Origin of the sequence: Sphingopyxis sp. H053, from assembly GCF_001468225.1 — a bacterium.
Classification (GTDB): domain Bacteria; phylum Pseudomonadota; class Alphaproteobacteria; order Sphingomonadales; family Sphingomonadaceae; genus Sphingopyxis.
In genome coordinates, this window is the sequence record NZ_LNRU01000013.1 from 73,685 (window position 1) to 94,080 (window position 20,396).

Sequence of the window (20,396 nt, forward strand, 5' to 3'; positions counted from 1 at the left end):
ACGATGAAACAGGGACTCTTTATTGCAGCAAGCATCGCCGCGGTCGCCGCCGCTATGCCGGCGCAGGCGCAGGACGCTGCCGCCGTCGAGGCGAGCGGCGAAATCGTCGTGACCGCACAGAAGCGCACGCAGAATGTACAGGATGTGCCGATCTCGATCGCCGTCGTCAGCGGCGAGGCGCTGCAGGAACAGGGCTCGGCCTCGCTCGTCGATTATGCGGGCTATGTTCCGGGCATGAACGTCAGCAATGGCGGCACGCCGGGGCAGACCACGATCACGCTGCGCGGCGTCGCGCCGCTCAATTCGGCCCAGACGGTCGGCATCTATCTCGACGACGCGCCGGTGGGGTCGAGCGCGATCTATAACCGCGCCGGGCAGTTCACGATCGACCTGATGCCCTATGACCTCGAACGGATCGAGGTGCTCAAAGGCCCGCAGGGCACGCTATATGGCGCAAGTTCGATCGGCGGCCTCGTCAAATATGTGACCGTCCAGCCCGACACGCGCGAGTTCAAGGTCCGCGCGGGCGTCGAAGGCTTCACGATCAAGGATGCGGGCAGCCTTGGCTGGGGCGGGCAGGTATATGTCAACGCGCCGATCGCGACCGACACGCTCGCGATTTCGGGCAGCTTCGCGTGGCGCAAGACGCCGGGCTGGGTCGACAGCGTCAACAATGCGGGGATCAAGGACCAGAACGACTATGAACAGCGCGGCGGCCGCGCCGCGCTGCTGTGGACCCCGACCCCCGAACTCAGCGTCAAGCTTGCCGGTATCTGGCAGTCGCTCGATTCCGACGGCAACGGCATTTACGCCGCCGATCTCACCGGCAAGCGGCTCGGCAACGGCCACTCGTACAATAATTATGTGCCCGAATCCTACGACATCGATCTCGACTATTATTCGGCGACGATCGACTATGATTTCGGCGCCGCGACGCTGACCTCGGCGACGACGTACAGCAAGACGCAAAGCGCGCAGGTGCAGGACGCAAGCTATGCATTCGGCGTGCTCTTCCCATTGCTCACCAATGGTGCGATTCCGCCGGGCATCACGCCTTTCTCGCTCGACCTCGGACTCAAGAAATGGACGCAGGAAGTGCGGCTCGCCTCGCCGAGCGGCGGGCGGTTCGAATGGCTGATCGGCGGCTTCTTTACCGACGAGGAGACGAGCAACGCGCAGCTCGTCCGCTCGTTCGACATGGCCGGAAACCCGATCGCGCCGCTCGATCCGCTGGCGATCGTCGGACTGCCCGCGACCTACAAGGAATATGCGGTCTTCGCGAACGCGACCTTCAAGCTGACCGAGCAGTTCGAGGTCACCGGCGGCCTCCGCTGGGCGCGCAACGAACAGACTTTCACCCAGATCAGCTCGGGCGCGATCGTCCCGACCGCCAATGATCCGGGCGAATCCGCCGAGAGTGTCTGGACCTTCTCGGTCAGCCCGCAATTCCACATCAACGAGGATGCGATGCTCTATGCGCGCGTCGCGACGGGCTATCGTCCCGGCGGCCCGAACGTCATCGTTCCCAACGTGCCGCCGAGCGTCGATGCCGATCGCATGACCAATTATGAGGTCGGCTTGAAGGCCGATTTCGCCAACCGGATGCTCACCGTCGACGCCGCCTTCTTCTGGATGGACTGGACCGACATTCAGGTCACGCGTGCCTTTGGCGGCGTCTCGGGCGGCGCGAATGGCGGCAAGGCGACGAGCAAGGGTTTCGAAGGCAGCCTGGCGCTGCGCCCCGCGCCCGGCCTGACGATCAGCGCGACGGGAAGCTATACCGACGCGACGCTCAGCGAGGATGTGCCCGACATCAGCGGTGCCAAGGGCGACCGCCTGCCCGCGGTGCCGAAGTTCAGCGGCGCGCTGCGCGCCGATTATGAATTCGAACTCGGCGGCGGCAACAAGGGCAGCTTCGGCGCCGGCATTCGCCACGCGGGCAACCGCCTGTCGCTGGTCGAGAGCGATCCGCTTGTCGCGCGCGCCAAAGCCTATACGTCGGTCGACCTCAACGCCTCGGTGACCCTGGGCGATCACTGGACAGTGCGCGCCTATGCGCGCAACCTGTTCGACAACAAGGGTGAGATGGCGCGTTCGACGCTCGCCGACGGGCTCAACCGGCCGAGCTTCCTCGCGATCTCGCCGCTACAGCCGCGGACGATCGGCGTTGCGCTCGACATGGCCTTCTGAGCGAATTGGAGTTGGACAAGATGAACGCGCCTATCGGCAGGCTGGAGGGCAGCCTGACCCTGCCGCAGCCCTATCTGCTGTTCCTCGGCGACACGACCAATGCGGCCTATGCCAAGACTGCTTTCGGGCTGGCCGACTGGGCGGGCGATCGCTGCACGGGCGAATGGGCGATCGGCGGGTGCACCGTTTCGACCGGCCTGCCGCGCCTGTCGCCCGCCGACGCGCGGGCGGCGGGCGCGCGCTCGCTGGTGATCGGCGTCGCCAATCAGGGCGGCATCATCGGCGCGGCGTGGGTCGCGGTGCTGGTCGAGGCGATGGAGGCGGGGCTCGACATCATCAACGGTCTTCACACCAAGCTCACGAGCGTTCCTGCGCTCGTCGAGGCGGCGCGGCGTACGGGGCAGCGGCTGATCGACATTCGCACGCCGCCGCCCGCGATTCCGGTGGGAACCGGGCGCAAGCGGACCGGCAAGCGGTTGCTGACCGTCGGCACCGACTGCGCGCTCGGCAAGAAATATACCGCGCTCGCGTTGCATCGGGCGTTCATCGCGCGCGGCCTCGATGCCGATTTTCGCGCGACCGGCCAGACGGGCATCATGATCGCGGGCGGCGGCATGCCGATGGATGCCGTGATCTCGGACTTCGAGGCGGGGGCGGCCGAAATGCTCAGCCCCGACGCGCCCGCGGACCATTGGGACGTGATCGAGGGGCAGGGGTCGATCTTCAACCCCGCCTACGCCCCGGTGTCGCTTGGCCTGCTCCACGGCAGTCAACCCGACGTGTTCGTCGTCTGTCACGACCCGACGCGCAAGGTGATCCTCGGCATGGAAAGCTTTGCCTTGCCCTCGGTCGAGGAGGTCATCGACATGACGATCCGCCTCGGCAGCCGGACCAATCCCGCGATCCGCTGCGGCGGCGTGAGCTTCAACACGTCGAGCTATGACGCCGACGCGGCCGAAGCGCTGATGGCGGCCGAACGGCATCGGCTGGGACTTCCGGTCGCCGATCCGATCCGCGGCGGCGCAGGTTTCGACGCGCTCGTCGAAAGCATTCTCGCGTGAGTGTGGGCGAGACGGGCAGCGGGTCGAGCTGGTTCCAGCGCTACCTGCTGCCCGGATTTGCGCTGAAGGCCGTCATCATCGGCGGCGGCTATGCGACGGGGCGCGAGCTGGCCGAATATTTCGTGCCCTCGGGGCCATGGGGCGGGCTGTCCGCAATGCTGCTCGCGACGCTGATCTGGAGCGTCGTCGCGGCGCTGACCTTCGCGCTCGCGCTCAAACTCGGCGCCTATGATTATCGCAGCTTTTTCAAAGGGCTTCTCGGCCCCGCATGGGTCGCGTTCGAGGTCGCCTACATCATCTTCGTTGTCCTGATCCTCGCGGTGTTCGGCGCTGCTGCGGGCGCGATCGGCGCGGCGACCTTCGGCTGGCCCGAACTCGTGGGTGTGGTGCTGCTCGCGGTATCGATCGTCGCGGTCACCGCGTGGGGCACCGGCGCGGTCGAGCAGATGTTCAAATATGTCTCGATCCTGCTCTACGCGGTCTATGGCCTCTTTCTGATCCTCGCGCTCGCGAGCTTCGGCGGGCTGATCGGGCAGGGGTTCGCGAACGCGCCGCCGCCGTCTGGCAACTGGATGGCGGGCGGGCTGACCTATGCCAGCTATAATATCGTCGGCGCGGTGGTGATACTGCCGGTGCTGCGCCACCTCAGGAACCAGCGCGATGCCGTCGTCGCCGGGCTGATCGCGGGGCCGCTGTCGATGCTGCCCGCGATCCTCTTCTTTGTCGCGATGATGGCTTTCTATCCCGCGATCGGCGACGAGACGTTGCCGTCGGACTTCCTGCTCCGCCAGATGACGGTGCCAGGTTTCCATGTCCTGTTTCAGGTGATGATCTTCGCCGCATTGCTCGAAAGCGGGGCGGGCTCGGTCCATGCGATCAACGAGCGTATCTCGGGCGCCGTCGAAAGCCGCGGCCGGCCGCCGCTCACCCCCGCGGCGCGCGCGCTTATCGGCGCGGTCATCCTGACCGGCTGCATGTTCGTCGCGGGCGAGATCGGCCTCGTCGACCTGATCGCGAGCGGATACCGCTTCCTCGCCTGGCTGTTCCTTGGCGTGTTCGTCCTGCCGCTTATCACCATCGGGACGTGGCGCCTGCTGCGTCCGTCCACCGCTCCCCATATGGAGGCTTTGCCATGAAACGCCTGCTTGCCCTGTCGCTGATGCTGTCGGTCGCCGTGCCCGCATGGGCCGAACCGCCCGCCGATATCGGCGAAAGCGTCGAGGTGCTGCGCAAGAAGGTCGGCGCCGCGGGCGTCTCGATCGCGATTGTCGAGGACGGCAAGACCACCCTCTCGCGCGGCTGGGGCGTGCGCAAGATCGGCGAACGCGCGGCGGTCGATGAGCAGACGATCTTTCAGACCGGCTCGACCGGCAAGGCGATGACCGCCGCCGCGCTCGCGATCCTCGTCGACGAGGGCAAGATTGCGTGGGACGATCCCGTCATCAAGCATATGCCCTGGTTCCGCATGTACGATGCATGGGTGACGCGCGAGATCACGATCCGCGACCTGCTCGTCCACCGCAGCGGGCTCGGGCTTGGGCAGGGCGACCTGATGTTCGTGCCGCGCACGCATCTGACACGCAAGCAGACGGTCGAGCGCGTCGCCTATCTGAAGCCGCAGACGAGTTTCCGTTCGGCCTATGCCTATGACAATATTCTCTATGCCGTCGCCGGCCAGTTGATCGAGGAAGTCACCGGGCAGACGTGGGAGGACTTCATCCGCGCGCGCGTGCTGCGTGCGGGCGGCATGAAGAATGCGACGAGCGACAGCGAAGACCGTTTCCGCATACCGAACCGGTCATGGCCGCACGCGCGGCTGTCGGGCGCGCTGCGCGGTCTCGGCCCGCAGGCCGCGCTCAACGAGCGCGATGAGCTCGGCCGCAACGGGGCCCCCGCGGGCGGGCTCGCGCTCAGCGCCGACGACATGGCGGCGTGGCTCAAGATCCAGCTTGCGCACGGCGCGCTGCCGAACGGCAAACGCCTGTTCAGCGAAAAGCAGGCGGCCGAAATGTGGGCGCCGGTCACCCCGATGCCGATCTCGCCGCTGCCCGATCAACTCAAGCCCGCGCAGCCGACGCAGCAGGCCTATGCGCTTGGCTGGCAGGTGCAGGATTATCGCGGCCACCGCATCATCCAGCATGGCGGCGGGGTCTTCGGTTCGATCACGCGTGTCGTGATGATCCCCGACAAGAACGTCGGCTTTGCGATCATGATGAACAGCGAGGACAGCGGCATGCTGCTCGGCCTCACCTATGATTTGCTCGACCATTATCTCGATCAGCCCGATTATGGCTGGACCCAGAAATGGGAGGATTGGTATCAGTCGCGGCTCGCGGGCGGGGTCGAGTTTCTGAAACAGTCCAAGGCGTCGCCCGCGAAGTCGGGCCCGTCGCTCGCGCTCGCGGGCTACGCGGGGCGCTACCGCGACCCATGGTATGGCGACATCGTCATCGGATCGAGTGCGAAGGGCCTGACGATCGACTTCACCTCGACACCGCGAATGGCGGGGCGGCTCAAACATTGGCAGTACGACAGCTTCGTCACCGATTTCGACGATCCGGCGATCGAGCCCGCCTATGTTACCTTCGCGCTCGATGCCGAGGGCAAGATCACCGGCGTGACGATGAAGGCGGTGAGCAAGATCGCCGACTTCAGCTGGGATTATCACGATCTCGATCTGAAGCCCGTGGAGGACAAGAAGTGAAGCGTTTCGCCATTCTGCTGACCGCAACCGCGCTCACCGCCTGTTCGCCGGGCGGTGACAAGCCAAAGGCCGCGCCCGACGCGCCGCTGCACAGCCGGATGCTCGTGCTCGACACGCATCTCGACACGCCGCTCCACTTTGAGCGTGCGAGCTGGAGCTTCGCCGACCGCCACGCGCTCGCCGACGACATGGCGCAGCTCGATATCCCGCGGATGAAGGACGGCAATCTCGATGGCGGCTTTTTCGCCATCTACACCGACCAAGGGCCGCTGACTCCGAAGGGCTATGCCGATGCGCTCGCGTTCGCGCGCAAACGGTCGGACCTGATCGACAAGACCATCGCCGCGAATTCGGGCACGATCGCGCCCGCGCTGACCGCGGCCGATGCGGTTCGGCTGAACAAGGACGGCAAGCTGATCGCCTTCAAGTCGATGGAGAACAGCTATCCGCTGGGTGAAGACCTGTCCTTGCTGGAGGAATTCTACAACAAGGGCCTTCGTCTCGCGGGGCCGGTGCATTCGAAAGACAATCAGTTCGCCGACAGCGCGACGGGCGAGGGACGCTGGAAGGGGCTGAGCCCGCTCGGCAAGCAATGGGTCGCCGAAATGAACCGCCTCGGCATCGTGATCGACGCGAGCCATTCGTCCGATGCGGCGTTCGACCAGATACTGGCGCTGTCCAAATATCCGATCCTGCTCTCGCACTCGAGCCTGCGCTCGGCCTACGACCATCCGCGTAACCTCGACGAGGGACGATTGAAGGCACTCGCGGCGAAGGGCGGCGCGATGTGCATTTCGACGATCTTCATGTCGGAAATGAACATGTCGCCCGCGCGCGCCGAACTGTTCGGCAAATATGAGCATATCGGCGGTATGGCGGCGGCCGATCAGGCCGACCTCAACCGCAAATGGCGCGAACTCGACAAGACCGAGAAGCTGTGGGCGGCCGATTTCGACGCCTATATGAAGATGGTGCTGCGCGCGATCGAGGTCGGCGGCGTCGACCATATCTGCTTCGGCGCCGACTGGGACGGCGGCGGCGGGCTGCCGGGGATTGAGGATATTTCGGCGCTGCCCAAGGTCACCGAGCGGCTGAAGGCCGCAGGCTATTCGGACGCCGATATCGAGAAGATGTGGAGCGGCAATATCCTCCGGGTCCTCGCGGCGCAGGGAAAGCCTGCGGCGAGTTAGGCGCGGAAGCTTTTGGGATCGATCCCGAGCTTCTGCATCTTGTCGTAGAGCGTCTTTCGCGGGAGCCCGAGCCGCGCCATCGTTTCGGCGATATTGCCGCGCGTCTGTGCCATCGTGTCATGGATGATCGTCGCCTCGAACCGGCGCACCCGCTCGGCGAGCGGGGCGTCGGCGGGCATCGCCGACAGGCCGGGGTCGGACGGCAGGTCGAGCACGACGCTGTAAGCGAAATTCTTGAGCTCGCGGACATTGCCCGGCCAGTCATGCTCGACGAGGTGGCGGCGGATGCCGTCGTCGATCCGGAACCCCGCCATTCCCATCTTCGCCGCGGCTTCGTCGAGGAAGAAGGCGAAGGTTTGCGGAATATCCGACCGCCGCTCGCGCAGCGGTGGGATGCGCAGCTTCACGACGTGCAGCCGGTAATAAAGGTCCTCGCGGAAATCGCCGCTGCGCACCGCGTCCATCAGGTCGGTCTTGGTCGCTGCGACGACGCGCAGGTCGACAGGCTCGGGCGCGCTGGCGCCGATCGGCTGCACCTCGCGCTCCTCGATCACGCGCAGCAATTTGGCCTGCACCGACGGGTGCATCGTGTCGATCTCGTCGAGGAACAAGGTGCCGCGGTGCGCGCTACGAATGCGCCCCGCCTGACCGAGCTTGCCGCTGCTTCGGTCGATCAGGTCGCTGCCGAACAGTTCGGCCTCGGCCAGCTCCTGCGGCAGCGCCGCGCAGTTCACCGCAACCAATGATGCCGGGCTCCGCCGGCTCTGGCGGTGGAGCATATGCGCGACCAGTTCCTTGCCCGTCCCCGTCTCGCCCTCAATCAGCACGTCGATGTCGGCCTGCGCGAGCTGCGTAATCGTCTCGCGCAGCCGCACCATCGCGGGGCTTTCGCCGATCAGCGGGCTGTCGATTGCCGCCGCTGCGGCGGTCAGCCGCCGGTTGTCGAGGATCAGCGCGCGGTGCGCGAGCGCGCGGCGCGCGATGCCGACGAGGTGATCGGCGGCGAATGGCTTGGCGAGGAAGTCGAAGGCGCCGTCGTGGAGCGCGCGCACCGCCATCGCGACATCGGCGTGGCCGGTGATCAGGATGACGGGGATGTCGGGATCGATCGCGTGGATCGCGGCGCGCAGTTCCAGCCCGTCCATCCCGGGCATGCGAATGTCGGTGACGACGATCCCCGAGAAGCCCGTTTCGATGCGCGGCAGCACGCTTTGCGCATCGGGAAATGCCTCGACCGCCAGTCCTGCGAGGTCGAGCGTCTGGACATTCGCTTCACGCAATGCCGCATCGTCGTCGACGAAGAAGATCGTCTGCTCGCCGGTGAAGAAGCTCATGCCGGCCTCAAGGTCAGGCGAAACCCTGCGCCGCCAAGCGGCGAGGGGATCAGGGTCAGCGTGCCGCCAAATTCGGCCATGATATCGCTCGCGATCGCGAGCCCCAGCCCGAGCCCGTCGGGGCGCCCGGTGACGAAGGGGGTGAAGAGCTGCGGCAACAGCTCGGCGGGAACACCGGGGCCATTGTCGCAGACGTCGATATGGACCGGGTCGCTGCCGTGCGTGCGGAGCGCGATGCGCGCATCTTTCACGCCTTGTACCGCCTCGACCGCATTTTGCAGCAGGTTGACCAGCACCTGTTCGAGCCGGACGCGGTCGGCGTGGACCGCCGCCGCGGGATTTTCGATGGCGACGTCGAGTGCAATGCCTTGCGCGCGCAGCCGGTCGCCGATCAGGAGCAGCGTGCCGTCGATCGCCGATTGCACCGCCACGGGGCCGAGCGGGGTGGGCTTGCGGCGGGCAAAATTGCGCAGCTCGTTGGTGATCGCGCCGACGCGCGCGGTCAGTTCGACGATCGTGTCGAGGTTACCGCGCGCCTTGTCGGGCTGCGCGCGCTCCAGATAGCGCAGGCTGTTTTCGGCAAAGGTGCGGATCGCGGCGATCGGCTGGTTGATCTCGTGCGCGACGCCCGCGGTGATTTGCCCGATCGACCCGAGGCGGCTCGCCTGCGCCAGTTCCTCGCGTGCGGCGCGATAGCGGCGATCGGTTTCGGTCTGCCGTTCGGACGCGAGGCGCAGCTCGTCGTTCGCGGTGCGCAGGTCGCGCGTGCGCGCGGCGACTTCGCGTTCGAGCGCCTCGTGCGCAGCCTGGCGCAGCGTCTGCCGCTCGACGACGCGGAGCAGCGTGATGATCGCCGCGCCGACAAGGATCAGCAGGACGAGGAACGCGACGCGCGCAGTGGCATTGGCGCTGGCGCGGGCGGGCTCGGCGGGCTGGAGCAGGCGGAGCGTGCCGCCGGGGAAAGAGACGCGCTCGTTGGCTTCGCGGAACAGGTCTCCCCCGACGCGGATACCGTCCCCGGTACGGCTGACCGGCAAGGGATCGAGCCGCGCATCGCCATAGCTGCGCGTCGCGCGAAGCCGCTGCTGCGTCGCGGCCGAAATGGGGGCGAAGGAGCGGAAGCGCCAAGCCGGTTCGCTGCTCATCACGACGATCCCGGCGGCGTCGGTGACGAGCGTCGCCGCGGCTGAGTCCGCCCAGCGGCTTTCGAGCTTGTCGAACTCGACCTTGAGCACGATCACGCCAAGCTGGCGCCCGCCAACATCGACGCGGCGCGCGAGGTAGAGGCCGGGGCGACCGCTGACCGTGCCCAGCGCGAACAGCTCGGCCTCTCCGCTCCGCATCGCGCCCTGAAAATAGGGGCGAAAGCGGTAATTCTCGCCGACGAAGCTCGTCGGCGCGCGCCAGTTGCTCGCCGCGATCGTCGTTCCGCCCGCATCGATCACATAGATCACCGTGGCGTCGGTGCGCGCCGCGAGCTGTTCGAGTTCGCGATCGAGACGGCGCGACGCGGCGTCGCTCTTGTCGGCAAGCGCGGCACGGACGTCGGGGAATTCGGTGAGCACGCGTGGCAGCAGGCGGAATTTTTGCAGCTCGCTTTCGAGCAGGCTTGCGTGCGCGCGTGCATTCTGTCGTGCTTCGACGTCGGCCTGCGCGCCCGCGCGACCCGCGGCCCATTGCGCAAGGCCGAACCCTGCGACGAGCAGAATCGCCAGCCCCGCCGCCACCGCGACGAACAGGCGCCGGCGGTTGCCGTGGGGACCGATTGGGGACGAATCGCTATGCAGGGGCATGTGCGGATTATTGCACAAATGTTCGGGATCGTATGCGGTATTTCGCACAAACTTGAAGTTATGTGGAGCGCTGTGCCCATCATATTCAAATAATAACAATAGGTTGATTGGATATCCTGCGGCGTTTGACGATGATTCCTTCCCGCCCCTATTTTTAGACATCGGCCGGGAAACACCCCGGTTCGCGTCGAGCCGGACGCAAAATATGGGGAGAGGCTGGTGGCAGCCACGATCGACATGAATGCGGTGCACGTGCCGGCCAAGTCCGGGCCGTGGTGGTCGCATCTTTATGTGCAGGTGCTCGCGGCGATCGCCGGCGGCGTGCTGCTCGGCCATTTCTGGCCCGAGATCGGCGTCCAGCTCCAGCCGCTCGGCAAGGGTTTCATCGACCTCGTCAAGATGATCATCGCCCCGGTGATCTTCCTGACCGTTTCGACCGGCATCGCATCGGTCGGCAGCGGCAAGACGCTCGGCCGCCTGACGGCGAAAACCTTCGCCTATTTCCTCTTCTTCTCGACGCTCGCGCTGATCATCGGACTGATCGTCGCCAATGTGGTGCAACCCGGCGCGGGGATGAATATCGACCCGAGCACGCTCGATCCGAACGCCGTCGCCAAGATCGCCGAATATGATGCGAAGGCGCACGACACCTCGCTCGTCGGTTTCCTGCTCGCGATCATTCCCACGACCTTCGTCTCGGCGCTCACTTCGGGTTCGATCCTGCAGGCGCTGTTCGCGGCGATCCTGTTCGGCATCGCGCTGTCGCACACCGGCGCCGCCGGCGCGCAGGTGCTCGGCATGCTCGAAAAGCTTTCGAGCGTCTTCTTCACCCTCGTCGGCATGCTGATGCGCTTCGCGCCGATCGGCGCGTTCGGTGCGATGGCTTTCACCATCGGCGAATATGGCGTCGAATCGCTCGTCAATCTCGGCGCGCTGATCGCGACCTTCTATCTGACTTCGATCCTGTTCGTGGTCGTTGTCCTCGGCTCGGTCGCGCGGCTCTGCGGCTTTTCGATCTTCCGGCTGATCGCCTATCTCAAGGCCGAGCTATTGCTCGTGCTCGGCACTTCGTCGTCCGAGGCGGCGCTGCCGAGCCTGATGGAAAAGCTCGAGAAAGCGGGCTGCGCCAAATCCGTCGTCGGCATGGTCGTGCCGACGGGCTACAGCTTCAACCTCGACGGCACGAATATCTATATGACGCTCGCGGCGCTGTTCGTCGCGCAGGCGACGGGTATCGACCTCAGCCTCGGCGACCAGGTCGCGCTGCTGCTCGTCGCGATGGTCAGCTCGAAGGGCGCGGCGGGGGTTACCGGCGCGGGCTTCATCACGCTTGCCGCGACGCTGACCGCGGTGCCGACGGTGCCCGTCGCGGGGCTTGCGCTGATCCTCGGCATCGACCGCTTCATGAGCGAGTGCCGCGCGCTGACCAATTTCATCGGCAACGCGCTCGCCGCGATCGTCGTCGCGATGTGGGAAAATGCGCTCGACCGCGATGCGCTGAACCGCGCGCTCAGCGGCGAGCCCGCACCGCTAGCGGCCGCGCCGGTCGAGACCGACAGCGACTGAGATCAGCAAGGCACAAAAATTCAAACAATAAAATTGGGGAGAATGATGATGAGGCGCAGTTTTGGAACAATGCTTCTGGCGAGCACGGCGATCTGCCTTCTCGCGAGCGCACCCGCGCAGGCGCAGACGGCCGAAACCGGTCCGGCCGCCGAAGCCGCCGATGCCAATGAGCCGCAACCCGATGGCGAAACCGCCGGCGATATCGTTGTCGTCGGCACGCGCATCGAGGGCGCGCGCGTTACCGAGGCGCTACCGGTGGTCGTGGTCAATCAGGACAAGCTCGATGCGATCGGTGCGGTCAGCGGCGACGAGCTGATCCGCAACATCCCGCAGATGGGCGACGTCAGTTTCAACCCCGGCAACAATGCGCAGACCAGCAATGCCGCGCGCGGCGACGTCGGTTCGGTCAACCTCCGCTCGCTCGGAGTCGGCAACACGCTGGTGCTGCTCAACGGCCGCCGCATCGTCACCCACCCTGCGAGCCAGGGCCTGTCGGACACCGGCACCGTGCCCGTGCTCAGCTATAACTCGAACGCGATCCCGACGACGGGGCTGCAGCGGCTCGAAGTTCTGCTCGATGGCGCCGCCGCGCTCTACGGCTCGGATGCCGTCGCGGGCGTCGTCAACACCGTGCTCAAGGACAATTACGACGGGCTGAGGATGCAGGCGCAATATGGCGGCGCCGAAGGCACGCACCTGCGCGAATTCCAGGGCAATATCCTTGCCGGCAAGAGCTTCGACCGCGGCAATATCACCCTCTCGTTCGAATATACCGACCGCTCGGCGCTGCGTGCGGAGGATCAGGATTTCACCGCCTCGGCCAACCTCCGCCCGCTGTTCGCCGACTATCCGGGATTCGCCGACTCGACCACCCCCGACGCGCGCGCGACGCGCGGGGCATGGCCGGCGCTGCAGGTGCCGGTCACCGGCGGCCGACCGCGGCGCGGCACGACGAACCTCACCACCGCGGCGGGTTCCTTCACCGTCCGCCCGACGCGCCTAGGTGGATGCACGCAGGCGCTGACCGCCGACCTCTGCCTCGTGAACACCGCGCTTGCGACGAACAATGCGTTCCGCGACCTGCGCTACGACACGGCGGTCGGAACGACGGTGATGCCGAGCGTGAAGCGCTATAACGCCTTCATCAACGGGCACTACGACGTGACCGACGACCTGACTTTGTTCGGCGAGTTCGGCTATTACCGCTCGAACACGACGCGCATCCAGCCGCCGGTGATCAACCTCAACCAGATCTGGATTCCGGCGAGCAACTATTACAACCCGTTCGGCGCGGCGACGATCAACGGCCAGCCCAATCCGAACCGCATTCCGGGGCTCTTCAACGTACCCGCGGCGGGCCTGCCGGTGCTGCTCACCACCTATCGCTTCGTCGATACCGGGCCGCAGGCGGTGAAAGTTTCCGGCGAGCAGCTGCGCGGTCTGATCGGCGTCCGCGGCGAGGCTGCGGGTTTCAAATGGGACAGCGCCTTCGTCTATTCCGAAGCCTCGGCGGTCGACAGCAGCCTCGCGGTGCGCAGCTCGGCGCTTCAGCGGAGCCTCGCGCTCGCGACCCCCGATGCCTATAATCCCTTCAACGGCGGCTGCATCGACAGCCTGAGTTCGGGCGACTGCACCCCCAGCTCGCAGGCGGCGATCGACGCAATCACCTTCCAGCTTCGGCGCGCCTCGAAAACGACGCTGACGATGGGCGACTTCCGCGCGTCGCGCGCCGATCTCTTCGCCTTGCCCGGCGGCGACGTCGGCGTCGCCTTCGGCCTCGAAGTGCGACGCGAGACGCAGCGCGACGACCGCGATTCCGCCGTCGACGGATCGAGCCCCTTCGTCGATGCCGTGTCGGGCGCGGTGACGATCAGCGACGCCGCGGCGGTCAGCGACAATCCCGACACCTATGGCAAAAGGACGGTCGCGGCCGGCTATGCCGAACTCGCGGTGCCTTTGGTGTCGGAGGAGATGAACATCCCGCTCGTCCGCCGCTTCGATATCCAGCTCGCGGGCCGCTACGAACATTATAGCGATTTCGGCAGCGTCGCGCGGCCGAAGGTCGCCGCGGCTTGGGACGTCGTCGACGGGTTCCGCCTCCGCGGTTCCTTTTCGCAGGGGTTCCGTGCGCCGAACCTCGAACAGGTCAACGCGGTCGAATATGCGCGCCTTGCGACCAGTCAGGATTTCCTGCGCTGCGAGGTGGACCTGCGTGCGGGCCGGATCGCCAATTTCACCCAGTGCGGGAACAATGTCGGCTATTCGCGCCGCGTCTCGGGCAATCCCGATCTGAAGCCCGAAAAGAGTAGCAACTATAACCTCGGTGCGGTGTTCGAGCCGGCCTTCATTCCGGCCGATCTCGGGCGCATGACCTTCACCGTCGACTATTGGTCGATCAAGCAAAAGGGCATCGTCGGCATCCTCGGCAACGACACCGCTGTGGCGCTCGACTATCTGCTGCGCTTGCAGGGATCGTCGAACCCCAATGTCATTCGCGATGCCGCCAACGCCGACGATATCGCCAATTTCGCGGGAACGGGCATCACGCCGGTCGGACGGATCACGACGGTGCGCGACCAGTTCATCAACCTGCAGCCGCAGACCGTCCGCGGGCTCGATTTCGCCTTCTACTGGCAATCGCCGAAGACCGATGTCGGCAAGTTCGATTTTTCGGTCAACGCGACGCGGTTGCTCAAATTCTCGCGTGCGCCGGGCGACGCGGTCGATCAGCTTGTCGCCGCGCGCGAAGCCGGCGACATCAACGCCGCGACGCCGCTGCCCGAGACCCAGAATCTGATCGAGGCCAACGGCCGTCCGAAATGGCGCGGCACCGCGTCGCTCACATGGTCGCTCGGGCAGTTCCAGGTCGGCGCCTTCGCGCGCTACACCGGCGCGGTCGACGAAACCGGGTTCGTCGATGCCGACGGCAACCCGTGGCGCGTCAAGTCGCAGCTGACCGGCAATCTCTATGCGCAGGTGCGGATCAAGGATGCCGGCGGCCTTGGCGGCGACATGCGCTGGCGCGTCGGGGTACGCAACATCACGAACGAAAAGCCGCCACTTTCGTCCGAGGGCTATCTGGGGTCGCTCTACAGCCCCTATGGCCGCTATTGGTACACCTCGGTCACCACGGAGTTCTGATATGAAATACGGGCACGGCATCTGGTTTCTGATCGGCGCTGCCGCGCTCGCCGTCGCGCCGGCGGCAACGGCAAAGGAGAGCGCGCCCGCGCCGACCGCCGCCGGCGCGACTTTCACCGCTACCCCCAAGGCCGCGCCGAAGACGATCCTGTTCATCGGCAACAGCTTCACGCAGGGCGCGCATTCGGCCGCGCGCAACTGGCGCGCGGGGTCGGTCACCGACCTCAACAACGCGGGCTATGGCGGGGTGCCCGCGCTGTTCAAGCTCTTCGCCGAACAGGCGGGGCTCGACTACCGCGTCAGCCTCGAAACGCAGGGCGGCAAGTCCTTGGGTTTCCATTATGACGAGCGGCGCCAGCTCTTCGACCGGTCGTGGGACATCGTCGTGCTGCAGGAATTCAGTACGCTCGACCGCGCAAAGCCCGGCGATCCCGCGGACTATATGCGCAATGTCGGCCGGCTCGCCGCGTTGTTCAAGGCGCGCAATCCTGCGGTCGACATCCGCCTTGCGGCGACATGGACGCGCGCCGATCAGACCTACAAACCCGGGGGTCATTGGTACGGAAAGCCGGTAACGGCGATGGCCGATGACCTCCGCGCCGCGGCCGACCGCGCACGATCCGCCAATCCGTCCGTGGCGGGTATCGTGCCGGTCGGCCAGGCCTGGAACCGGGCGATGGCGGATGGCGTCGCCGATCCCAATCCCTATGACGGCATCGGTTATGGCCAGCTCGATCTGTGGGCGTACGACCATTATCACGCGAGCGTCGCGGGCTATTATCTCTCGGCGCTCGTGACCTTCGGCGCGATCACGGGCATCGATCCGACGACGCTCGGCGCCAAGGAAAAGGGCGCCGACGAGCTGGGGCTCTCGGACGCGCAGGCCGCCGCGCTGCAGCGCGTTGCGCGCGATACGCTCGCGAACGGATAACTGGCCTGCGGGAAAAAGGGAGCGGGACGGGTAAGATGCTCGACTGACTGCCCCGCCACGCATCTCTTGCCTCTTGGCATTTTGTGCTACGCAGGGCCGAGCATGCCAGCAGCGACCGGAGACCCCGATGCCGACGCGCCCCTTCGACTTTCCCAACGCCGCCGGCGACCGCCTGTCGGGCCGGCTCGAACTGCCCGTCGGATCGACCAGGGCGTGGGCATTGATCGCCCACTGCTTCACCTGCGGGAAGGATAACAAGGCCGCGGTGCGGATTTCGCGGCGTCTGGCCGGGGCGGGCATCGGCGTGCTGCGGTTCGATTTCACGGGGCTTGGCGCCAGCGAAGGCGATTTCGGATCGTCGGGTTTCAGCCATAATGTCAAGGACCTGGTCGCCGCTGCCGAAGCGATGACCGCCGCGGGCATGCCTCCGATGCTGCTCGTCGGACATAGCCTTGGCGGCGCGGCGGTGCTGGCCGCGGCGGGGTCGCTGCCCGGAATCCACGCCGTCGCGACGATTGCCGCGCCGTTCGACGTCGAACATGCGCTCCACCAGTTCGATCCCGCAGGGTTGGCGAAGATCGAGCACGAAGGAAGCGGCGTCGTGGCGATTGGCAGCCGGCCCTTCACCGTCCGCAAGGAGTTCGTTAAAAATCTGCGCGAGCAGGATCAGGGGGCGCGCGTTGCCGCGCTGAAACGGCCCTTGCTGCTCCTCCATTCGCCGCTCGATCAGGTGGTGGGGATCGAGAATGTCACCAGCCTTTATCTCGCGGCCAAGCATCCCAAGAGCTTCGTCTCGCTCGACGGCGCCGATCATCTGCTCAGCAATGCGCGCGACGCCGATTTCGCCGCCGACATGATCTCGGCCTGGGCCGGGCGCTACCTGCCCGCGATGCCGCCGACCGCCGCCAGCCAGTTCGATGCCGAGGCCGAGGAAACACGGCTGGGCAAATTCCAGCTCGCGATGCGCGCAGGGAAGGCGGCCTTCATCGCCGACGAGCCCGAGAGCGCGGGCGGTCTGGGGTCGGGCCCGACGCCCTTCAACCTGCTCTCCGCCGCGCTCGCCGCTTGTACGACGATGACGCTGCGCCTCTATGCCGAGCGCAAGGGATGGCCGGTCGAGAGGATCCGCACCGGCGTGACACACCGGAAGGACAAGGGCGCCGAGAAACCCGATGTCTTCAGCCGCCGCGTCGAGATCGAGGGCGCGATCGACGAAGCGCAGCATGCCGAACTGCTTGGCGTGGCCGATCGCTGCCCCGTGCACCGTACGCTGGAGACCGGATCGCGCTTCGAGGCGACCGAAGCGGGATGGGCCGATGCCGGCCCGGCCGGAGGGCAAGCGCCCGCTTAGTGTAGGGCGACGGCGGAACGAACTGCCGCGCCAAGCGTCCAATAGGCGCCTGTCTCTGATGAGGCGGGCGTCCTCGGCTGTTGCGGCTGCGGGGCATGTGCGATCAGGCTGGAGGATCGGATGCAGGCGCTGGAAGGACTCGACGCCAGGCCATCGCACCAACGCCTGTGGGACCGGCACGCCAGCCCGATTTCGATCCTCGTCCTTGGCGGCCTGTTGCTGGCGGCGGGCCTCGGCTTCGCGGGCGGGCAGCCGAGCCCGCCGCGCACGGCCGATCTGGGCGATGCGCGCCTGACGGTGAAAACGCCGACGATCATTCGCAACGGCGAGTTCTTCGAAACCGACATCACTTTGACGGCCGATGTTCCGCTGGACGATGCGGTGGTGGCGGTGTCTCCCGCGCTCTGGCACGACATGACCGTCAACACGATGATCCCGGCGCCCGCCGAAGAGAGTTTCAAGGACGGCCGCTTTCATTTTTCCTATGGCCCACTCGCCGCCGGCGACAGCCTCCACATCAAGATCGATGGCCAGATCAACCCGCCGCTCTTCGCGGGGACCCGCGGCGATATCGCGGTCTTTGACGGAAGCCGGCGCATCGGCGTGATGCCGCTCCGCATCAAGGTGCTGCCCTGATGGATATCGTCCTTCGCGCCACGGTGATGTTTTTCATCCTGTTCCTGCTGATCCGGCTGCTCGGCAAGCGCGAGCTCGGCCAGATGACGCCGTTCGAATTCGTCGTGCTCGTCGTGCTCGGCGACCTGATCCAGCAGGGCGTGACGCACAACGACTTCAGCCTGACCGGCGCGACGCTCGCGATCTGTACCTTCGCCTTCTGGGCATTGGTGCTCAGCTGGACCGCCTATCTGTTCCCGCGCGCGAAGGACTTGCTCGAAGGCGCACCGCGCGTGATCGTGCGTGACGGCGAAATCGTGCCCGAAAATCTGCGGCGCGACCGGCTGACGCGCGACGAGATCCTGTCCGAAATGCGGCTCGCCGGGATCGGACGGATGGCCGATGTCGCATGGGCGATCCTCGAGCCGCAGGGCAAGATGAGCTTCATCAAGAAGGACGATCAGCCCTCGCCGCAGAAGGATCGCGATGATCCCGCGAACTAATAGATCGGCGTGATCTGCATCTGGGGGAGCGGCCGCGGCGTCCCGTCGCTGAGGTCGGGGCCAAGGTCATCCCAATCCTCGCCGCGCGCCACCAGGTCGGTGAACAGCGTCTGCGCGGCGTTTTGCGCTTCGGCCGACCGGAATTTATACGAAACCGGCGGCGGCGCCCCCGTGCGGACCGTCGCAAAGGCCGCCTCATACGCCGGGATCGGCGGAACGACCTTCGCGCTGGCGGCGATCCGGATCGCATAGCGCTGGAGGCCCGAGGCGACGTTCCGCCACCGCACCCAATAATGATTGTCGAAGGAGAATTGGTAGAGGCGTTCGCCCGCGACCGTGCCTTTCAGCGAAATGCTGTCCAATATGTCCTGCGACATGTCGAGGTTCATGCCCCCCTCGACCTTGTCGAGCGCGACGTGGACGATCCGGTCGCGTTGGCCGGGCGCGCGCGACTGCAACAGGTCGCGCCAGTTCTGCATCGTGCTGATGATCCCGAATACAAAGCCGGACACCTCGGCCAGCGCGAGCGGCCGCGCGATCGAGCTATAGCTGCGTTGCCAGCCGCGATTATTGTGCAGCGGGAGCCACACGGCCGCCTCTGCCTCGTCCCGCGGATTCCGGGGTTCGGGATTCTCGACCTGCGGATCGTCGCTGCTTTGCGGATAGACGAGGTTGATCGCAAATGTCGGCCAGCGCGGCAGCGGCGCGTCGAACAGGTGGAGCGGAAAATTGCTCGAAACGCCGCCGTCGGAAAACCAGCAGATGCGGAAACCTTCGATCAAGGAGAGCGGCGCCTCGCCGCCGGTAGCGAGGCTGTCGGTGCTCTGGCTTAGCGTCGTCTCCTTGGTGTCCTCGCCGTCATCGAGTGCGTCTCCCTCGGTCTCGCCGCGGAGCGATCGTCTCCCGACGGGCTCGTGAAGCGGCACCGCGCTGATCAGCAGCGGGAAACTGAGACTCATCCGCATCGCCACCAGTACGGGCATCCGGCCCCTGCCGGGCAGGCGGTAATAATCCTTTTCCCCGACCCGATCGGGCACCCCCGCCATCGCCACCATCGCATCGACGATCGGCTTAGGAAACAGCAGGTCGAATTCTTCGCGCAGAAACCAGAAGGACGCGTCGGTAAAGGGCAGCGTCCGCGGCTCGTGATGCGAGACGCCCGTCGTGATCATTTGGAGCGAGATCGCGGTTTCGGTCCTCGGCTCGCCGGGATAACGCGGCGCGGCCCACAGATCGTCGAATAGCAGCGGTTCGGCGATGTCCTTGCCCGACAAGGATTGCAGGATCTCGTGCAGCCATTCGGTCAGCGCCGGCTTGCCATCCTTCCGCACGCTCAGGCCCGAACAAAGCCCGAGCAGATTGCGCCGCGTGACGCGCGCAACGCGCAAAACAGCGGCAATTGCGGCGCCGAGATAGGCGCAGATCGCCGACGGCAACAGCACGGCCGCGACGCCGGCCGGACCCGCGAGCCAGTACCCGCCCGCAAGGAACAGGCCGAGCAGAAGCAGCGCTTCGAGCGGCGCGATCGCCACCACCGCCACCCCGGCCACCAAGGCCTTGCGCAGCACTCCCGCATTCCCGGCGAGGGTAACGATCAATCGATAGGCATTGCGCCCGCCGCGTGCCGGCTGGAACAGGCCGAAGATGAAGCCCTCGGACGACAGCTGCGCCGCGACGCGTTCGAGACCCGCAAAACCGAGCGTCGGGGGGCAGGGGGCAGTCGATCCTGACGCGACATGCTTGCGGTCGCCCAGCGCTGCCGCCGCGGTGGCCGCCGCGGCGATCGCGCCCGCCGAGGTTCCGCCGATATTCTTGAACCGGAAATCCCGCGCAAGCGCCAGGACGGCGTTGGGATAGACGATGCCGCTCGTGATGCCGCCCTTCATCACCAGGTCGCAATAGCGGGTGGCTGCATGGCTCATGTCATCGCTCTCCGGTTGGGCGCGGCTTTTTTCTTTCTTACCCCGGCGGGCCGGTCAAGTCGCTGCTGTTCTTGAGGAATAGGGCCGATCGGACG

14 protein-coding genes are annotated in these 20,396 nt (G+C 66.1%); 11 read left to right on the plus strand and 3 right to left on the minus strand.

Translation table 11 applies throughout. The annotated features are described in order from the left end of the window. Positions 1–3: 3 nt before the first annotated feature. The 5 genes from ATE70_RS20680 to ATE70_RS20700 are packed head-to-tail and all read left to right on the plus strand — an operon-like array spanning position 4 to position 7,145. Entirely contained in the window at positions 4–2,190 is a 2,187-nt protein-coding gene (locus ATE70_RS20680) for a TonB-dependent receptor (RefSeq protein WP_058539455.1), read from the plus strand. 20 nt (positions 2,191–2,210) lie between these two features. Continuing rightward, positions 2,211–3,251 carry a DUF1611 domain-containing protein gene (locus ATE70_RS20685; protein WP_058539456.1) on the plus strand — a complete coding sequence of 347 codons (1,041 nt, stop codon included), beginning with the start codon at positions 2,211–2,213 and terminating at the stop codon, positions 3,249–3,251. Then, positions 3,248–4,387 (plus strand): YkvI family membrane protein, encoded by a 1,140-nt coding sequence (locus ATE70_RS20690; protein WP_058539457.1) that lies wholly within the window; start codon positions 3,248–3,250, stop codon positions 4,385–4,387. The genes ATE70_RS20685 and ATE70_RS20690 overlap by 4 nt, the downstream gene beginning before the upstream one ends. Beyond that, positions 4,384–5,955, plus strand: coding sequence for a serine hydrolase (locus tag ATE70_RS20695; RefSeq protein ID WP_058539458.1), 1,572 nt, complete (start codon positions 4,384–4,386; stop codon positions 5,953–5,955). Before ATE70_RS20690 ends, ATE70_RS20695 begins: the two co-directional genes overlap by 4 nt. Continuing rightward, positions 5,952–7,145 carry a dipeptidase gene (locus tag ATE70_RS20700; protein WP_058539459.1) on the plus strand — a complete coding sequence of 398 codons (1,194 nt, stop codon included), beginning with the start codon at positions 5,952–5,954 and terminating at the stop codon, positions 7,143–7,145. Before ATE70_RS20695 ends, ATE70_RS20700 begins: the two co-directional genes overlap by 4 nt. Here ATE70_RS20700 and ATE70_RS20705 read toward each other — a convergent pair. Then, a complete protein-coding gene (locus tag ATE70_RS20705) occupies positions 7,142–8,479 on the minus strand; it encodes a sigma-54-dependent transcriptional regulator (protein WP_058539460.1) in 1,338 nt (445 codons plus the stop codon). The two genes, ATE70_RS20700 and ATE70_RS20705, sit on opposite strands and share 4 nt — an antisense overlap. Then, a complete protein-coding gene (locus tag ATE70_RS24975; protein ID WP_197411527.1) occupies positions 8,476–10,320 on the minus strand; it encodes a sensor histidine kinase in 1,845 nt (614 codons plus the stop codon). The genes ATE70_RS20705 and ATE70_RS24975 overlap by 4 nt, the downstream gene beginning before the upstream one ends. Before the next feature lie 189 nt (positions 10,321–10,509). Here ATE70_RS24975 and ATE70_RS20715 point away from each other — a divergent pair, with 189 nt between their 5' ends. The 6 genes from ATE70_RS20715 to ATE70_RS20740 all read left to right on the plus strand — a co-directional run bounded on the left by ATE70_RS20715 (position 10,510) and on the right by ATE70_RS20740 (position 18,379). Further along, positions 10,510–11,838 carry a dicarboxylate/amino acid:cation symporter gene (locus ATE70_RS20715; RefSeq protein WP_058539496.1) on the plus strand — a complete coding sequence of 443 codons (1,329 nt, stop codon included), beginning with the start codon at positions 10,510–10,512 and terminating at the stop codon, positions 11,836–11,838. 48 nt (positions 11,839–11,886) lie between these two features. Then, positions 11,887–14,979: a TonB-dependent receptor plug domain-containing protein gene (locus tag ATE70_RS20720; protein ID WP_082639461.1), complete on the plus strand. Its 3,093-nt coding sequence runs from the start codon at positions 11,887–11,889 to the stop codon at positions 14,977–14,979. Between the two features lies 1 nt (position 14,980). After that, positions 14,981–15,910 (plus strand): DUF4886 domain-containing protein, encoded by a 930-nt coding sequence (locus ATE70_RS20725; RefSeq protein ID WP_058539463.1) that lies wholly within the window; start codon positions 14,981–14,983, stop codon positions 15,908–15,910. A gap of 127 nt (positions 15,911–16,037) precedes the next feature. Beyond that, positions 16,038–17,261: a bifunctional alpha/beta hydrolase/OsmC family protein gene (locus ATE70_RS20730; RefSeq protein ID WP_058539464.1), complete on the plus strand. Its 1,224-nt coding sequence runs from the start codon at positions 16,038–16,040 to the stop codon at positions 17,259–17,261. A gap of 120 nt (positions 17,262–17,381) precedes the next feature. Further along, on the plus strand, positions 17,382–17,897 hold the full coding sequence (locus ATE70_RS20735) for a hypothetical protein (RefSeq protein WP_058539465.1): 516 nt from the start codon (positions 17,382–17,384) through the stop codon (positions 17,895–17,897). Then, positions 17,897–18,379: a DUF421 domain-containing protein gene (locus tag ATE70_RS20740; protein WP_058539466.1), complete on the plus strand. Its 483-nt coding sequence runs from the start codon at positions 17,897–17,899 to the stop codon at positions 18,377–18,379. The genes ATE70_RS20735 and ATE70_RS20740 overlap by 1 nt, the downstream gene beginning before the upstream one ends. On the opposite strand, the gene ATE70_RS20745 is transcribed toward ATE70_RS20740, so the two are convergent. After that, the gene (locus ATE70_RS20745) at positions 18,376–20,301 is read right to left on the minus strand and encodes a patatin-like phospholipase family protein (protein ID WP_058539467.1); all 1,926 of its coding nucleotides are present in this window, start codon (positions 20,299–20,301) and stop codon (positions 18,376–18,378) included. The two genes, ATE70_RS20740 and ATE70_RS20745, sit on opposite strands and share 4 nt — an antisense overlap. Positions 20,302–20,396 lie beyond the last annotated feature (95 nt).